The sequence below is a fragment of the Polynucleobacter sp. 39-46-10 genome, assembly GCF_002282275.1.
Window position 1 is genome coordinate 1 of record NZ_NCJB01000220.1, and the last position, 4,088, is coordinate 4,088.

The 4,088-nt window shown below is 46.5% G+C and carries 7 protein-coding genes; 1 reads left to right on the plus strand and 6 read right to left on the minus strand.

Annotated features, from left to right (window positions below; genetic code table 11):
* The 6 genes from B7X71_RS13030 to B7X71_RS13055 all read right to left on the minus strand — a co-directional run.
* Positions 1–117 (minus strand): nucleoside monophosphate kinase (locus B7X71_RS13030; protein WP_293600970.1); only part of this gene is annotated, 117 nt, incomplete at its 3' end.
* A gap of 104 nt (positions 118–221) precedes the next feature.
* Positions 222–986 (minus strand): 3-deoxy-manno-octulosonate cytidylyltransferase, encoded by a 765-nt coding sequence (kdsB, locus tag B7X71_RS13035; protein WP_293600964.1) that lies wholly within the window; start codon positions 984–986, stop codon positions 222–224.
* Between the two features lie 25 nt (positions 987–1,011).
* Entirely contained in the window at positions 1,012–1,191 is a 180-nt protein-coding gene (locus B7X71_RS13040; RefSeq protein WP_293600965.1) for a Trm112 family protein, read from the minus strand.
* Positions 1,192–1,210: 19 nt separating this feature from the next.
* On the minus strand, positions 1,211–2,302 hold the full coding sequence (gene lpxK, locus B7X71_RS13045; protein ID WP_293600966.1) for a tetraacyldisaccharide 4'-kinase: 1,092 nt from the start codon (positions 2,300–2,302) through the stop codon (positions 1,211–1,213).
* A 40-nt stretch (positions 2,303–2,342) separates the two neighbouring features.
* Complete coding sequence (locus tag B7X71_RS13050; protein WP_293600967.1) at positions 2,343–2,789, minus strand: biopolymer transporter ExbD; 447 nt, start codon at positions 2,787–2,789, stop codon at positions 2,343–2,345.
* Complete coding sequence (locus B7X71_RS13055) at positions 2,786–3,412, minus strand: MotA/TolQ/ExbB proton channel family protein (RefSeq protein ID WP_293600968.1); 627 nt, start codon at positions 3,410–3,412, stop codon at positions 2,786–2,788. Before B7X71_RS13055 ends, B7X71_RS13050 begins: the two co-directional genes overlap by 4 nt.
* A 314-nt stretch (positions 3,413–3,726) precedes the next feature.
* Here B7X71_RS13055 and B7X71_RS13060 point away from each other — a divergent pair.
* Positions 3,727–4,088, plus strand: a 362-nt coding sequence (locus tag B7X71_RS13060) for an exodeoxyribonuclease VII large subunit (protein WP_293600969.1), incomplete at its 3' end; no start/stop codon positions are given.

The window sequence follows — 4,088 nt, forward strand, 5'->3', positions numbered from 1 at the left end:
AACAGCAGCGCGCAACATATCGCCTGTCGAGATTTGTGGAATAGCAAATTTTTCGCAAATGAACTGAGCTTGTGTTCCTTTGCCAGCACCTGGTGCACCTAGCAGAATTAACCGCATTGTTTTCCCCTTAGAAGACCCTCATTGTCCCGTATTTTTTCGGGATCCTTTGTAACTAATTCCTAGGATTATCCCCGAGAAACCGCTGATAACTAGATTCTGGGCTAGTTGATCAAGATGCGGCGTACCCGCTCGAGGTCTTCGGCGGTATCAACGCCGGCTGGCGGGGCTTCACTAGCAGTGTAGACGGCAATACGATAGCCGTTCCAGAGGGCGCGAAGCTGCTCTAGGGCCTCTGCTTGCTCGGGTGGAGCGGGTTCAAGACGGGTGTAGGCCTGCAGAAAATCCGCCCGATAGGCATAGATGCCCAAATGGCGTAAATGGACCACATTGGAAGTTATTTCTGGGTCGCGCACAAACGGTATGGCGGATCTAGAGAAGTAGAGGGCCTCATTGGAACGATTAAGGACTACTTTGACCACGTTGGGATTATTAATCTCAGTGACATCTGCAATGGGCACTGCAACAGTCGAGATCGCGCAAGCAGCGTTGTCAGCCAGAGTTTGGGCAACCTGGTTAATGAGTTCTGGCGGAATGAGCGGCTCATCGCCTTGTACATTCACAATCAAAGTATCTGCTGGAAGTTTTAGTAATTGCGCAACCTCTGCAATGCGGTCTGTGCCAGTGGGGTGATCTGGGCTAGTTAACAAGCACTCAATGCGGTGTTCATCACACGCTGCCTGGATTTCTGGTGAGTCAGTCGCAACCACTACGCTTTGCGCATTGGATTGCTGCGCGCGCTCAGCCACGCGAATCACCATGGGCTTGCCACCAATATCAGCTAGCGGCTTACGCGGCAGGCGAGTAGAACCAAGTCTCGCAGGAATAACTACTAAGAATTCTGGAGGTTTGGATGTTGTATTGCTCATTAGATTACTTACGCTAAATCAGTGCTTAATTGATTTCATCAGCGGTAAGACTGCGGGCTTCGTCAACGAGCATGACAGGGATGTCATTTCGAATGGGGTAGGCCAAGCGATCTGCTTTGCAGATGAGTTCATGCTTTTCGGCATCTAAATGCAAAGTGCTTTTGCATAAAGGGCAAACCAAAATTTCTAATAAGCGCTTATCCATATTTGCTCTTTGCTATCTTTTATAAAGTGTAACGATTGGGATCGGGTCTTTGCAAAATTGATTGCAACCATTCTGCCAATGTATTGGGAATCTCTAAACTCATTGGAACTACCCAAATACGTTCATCCTGTATTGAGGTACATTTTACGGCATCCTTCTCTGTAATCAGGATGCACTCAGCATTGATAGCAGAGAAAAACGCTGGAGTGTAGGTGGCGTGATCTGCCAAGCCAATACATTTACCTGCAATACCCTGCTTTAGCAAATCATCAAAAAAGCGTTGTGGATTACCAATTGCAGCGATAGCGGTAATCTTGTTTGGAAGATAGGCGTCTGCAATGGAAGATAGGGATTGTGTATTACTTGGATGATTTAGTTGATAGGGTGTGCCTAGTTGACTGCTTAGTGTGAAAGCACGTCGCCCCAAATAATATTCATCGATGTGATTGGAGGGTGATGAAACACCCGTCATTAGAGTGGCATCTCGCTCACGTGATGCGGGCTCACGTAGTGGGCCGGCAGGTAGCAAGAAGCCATTACCTTCACCTCGTTGATCACGCACTACAAATTCAATATCACGACCCCCTTCGCGAGCAGGCCAACGTACCAAGCTGCGATGTTGCAAACCATCATCACTGATGATGACGTTTACTGCAGGATCGTGTTTTAGGAGTGAACGAATACTGAGAGTTCTTTTTGGGTGAACCCAAATCGGAAACTGATTATTGGTACGCTGAGCAATTAAGACAGGTTCATCGCCAACTTCCGCAGGATTGGAAGTATTTGTTACTTGGCGGGGTCGGCTTGATGCAGTTGCGCCATAACCTCTGCTAATAATTCCAGGCTTCAAGCCCATGCGTGCGAGTCGCTCTGCTAATGCAATGACGATGGGTGTTTTACCGGTGCCGCCTAAACGGATATTGCCAACAATAATGATCGGCACCGCCTCCGGTTTACGTCTTCCCAAATTGAGCTCATTGATTAAATCTAAAGCTTGATTTATCCATTCGTAAATCTTAGATAGAGGCCAAAGCACCAGACTTGTCGGCCCGCGTCTTTCCCAAAACTGGGGAGCTTTGTTCAGAAAAGAAGATTTTTTTGGTGATGACATTAAAGGCGATGAGTTGAGCTCAATGTTTTGATGTATTAAGTTATTTCTTGGTAGTTTGACTGCTAAACACAATATTAGAAAGGTTGGCATCACGCGCTGCCTCTAAGGCACTCATCACTGACTGGTGGGGCGCTTTAGCATCTGCATCAATATTGACTTGGATGGCATTGTCTTTATTGAATGCACTCAGGCTATTGCTCAATTGGCTGCGGTCAGTTACCTTGCCATTAATAGCAAAGCGCCCATCACGGCTCACTGCAATATGAATTTGCTTAATCTCAGATTGACTTGCTGATCCATTAGCAGTCGGCAGAGTAATCGCTAGTTCCTGATAGCGGGTGAAAGTGGTGGAGATCATTAAAAAGATCAGCACTACCAACAACACATCAATAAAAGGAATGAGATTAATCTCGGGCTCTACCGGAGTAGTCCTTGCCCCCAGTGAAAATTGGCCTCGATACTGAAGCTTATTTTCTAGCCAACTCATTTTGTATCCGCAGAATGTGGATAGAGTTTTTTAAATAATTGACGAGTAAATTCTTCGCACTCATGTTGGCGTTGATTTGCCATGGCGCGGAGACCACGCCATGCTGCTAATGCGGGAATAGCAATGAGCAAACCAAAAGCGGTGTTGTACAGAGCAATGGAAATGCCATGAGCTAGCTGTTGAGGGCTACCGACCCCTTGACTGCCGAAGATTTCAATCATGCCGACTACGGTTCCAAAGAGTCCCAATAGGGGGGCAACGGTCGCAATGGTGGCCAAGACGCCAAGATAGCGCTCTAGCTTTAACCAAGTGGATTGAGCGCTAGCTTGTAGTTCTTCTAAGGCGGAGTCAGCAGAGCAGCCGGAGGCTTTTTCCCGAAGGATGCAGGCAAAAAGACTGCCTACAGGGGAAAGTTGGCCAATGGCAGCAATTTCGGCTTCTGAGACTGTTTTTTGCTGGGAAATGGCATTTGCGAGGCCAAATACAGTTTCTAAGCTGTCTTTCGGGAATATATGAATTTGCCGCAAATACCAGGCGCGCTCAATGACGATAGCTAGTCCAATAATGGAGATGATGAGAAGGGGCCAGATAGGCCAGCCAGCAGACAGTAAGATTGAATACATAAGCTCAGTACTTTAGCTGAATTAAAAACCCGTTTTCATAAAGCTATCCTGTGGATAACTCTGTGCAAAACTTTTCAGTAAGCGTGTTGTAAGTCCTTGATTGATGGTGAAGCCGCCCTGATATCAAGGATTCAGTCTAAGATTGAGCTTAATAATTTATTATATAAATCAATGGGATAGAAATGACCTGTTGGTTTTATGAGACGTTTTGGGTCAGTAATTACTTACTTATGAGAGTTAAACCTAGGGTGTATGCGTTTCTGTGGATATTTATTGACTGCTAAGCCCAGTAGCTGTCTAGAAAAAGAGAAAAAATGTCGGAAATATCAAGGGAAATTCTGAGTGTTGGCGATCTAAACCGCGCCATTGCAAGCTCTTTAGAGGAGCGCTTCGATACTGTTTGGGTTAGCGGGGAGATTTCTAATTTCAAGGCTTATGACAGTGGCCACTGGTATTTCTCGCTTAAAGATGAAGAAGGACAGATCCGTTGCGTGATGTTCCGCGGTCGTAATGGGCAAGTCGGATTTATGCCTCAATCCGGGGATTTGGTAGAAGTGGCTGCCAATCTCGGGTTTTATGTTCCAAGAGGCGATATTCAGCTTACGGTGCAAAGCATGCGCCGTGCCGGCATGGGTGGTCTTTATGAGGCTTTTCTAAAGCTCAAAGCCAAGCTCGC

Excerpts from the sequence above, each read along its gene's own strand:
- B7X71_RS13040 (WP_293600965.1), bottom strand. The coding sequence starts at position 1,191 with ATGGATAAGCGCTTATTAGAAATTTTGGTTTGCCCTTTATGCAAAAGC.
- lpxK (WP_293600966.1), bottom strand. The coding sequence starts at position 2,302 with ATGTCATCACCAAAAAAATCTTCTTTTCTGAACAAAGCTCCCCAGTTT.
- B7X71_RS13050 (WP_293600967.1), bottom strand. The coding sequence starts at position 2,789 with ATGAGTTGGCTAGAAAATAAGCTTCAGTATCGAGGCCAATTTTCACTG.
- kdsB (WP_293600964.1), bottom strand. The coding sequence starts at position 986 with ATGAGCAATACAACATCCAAACCTCCAGAATTCTTAGTAGTTATTCCT.
- B7X71_RS13055 (WP_293600968.1), bottom strand. The coding sequence starts at position 3,412 with ATGTATTCAATCTTACTGTCTGCTGGCTGGCCTATCTGGCCCCTTCTC.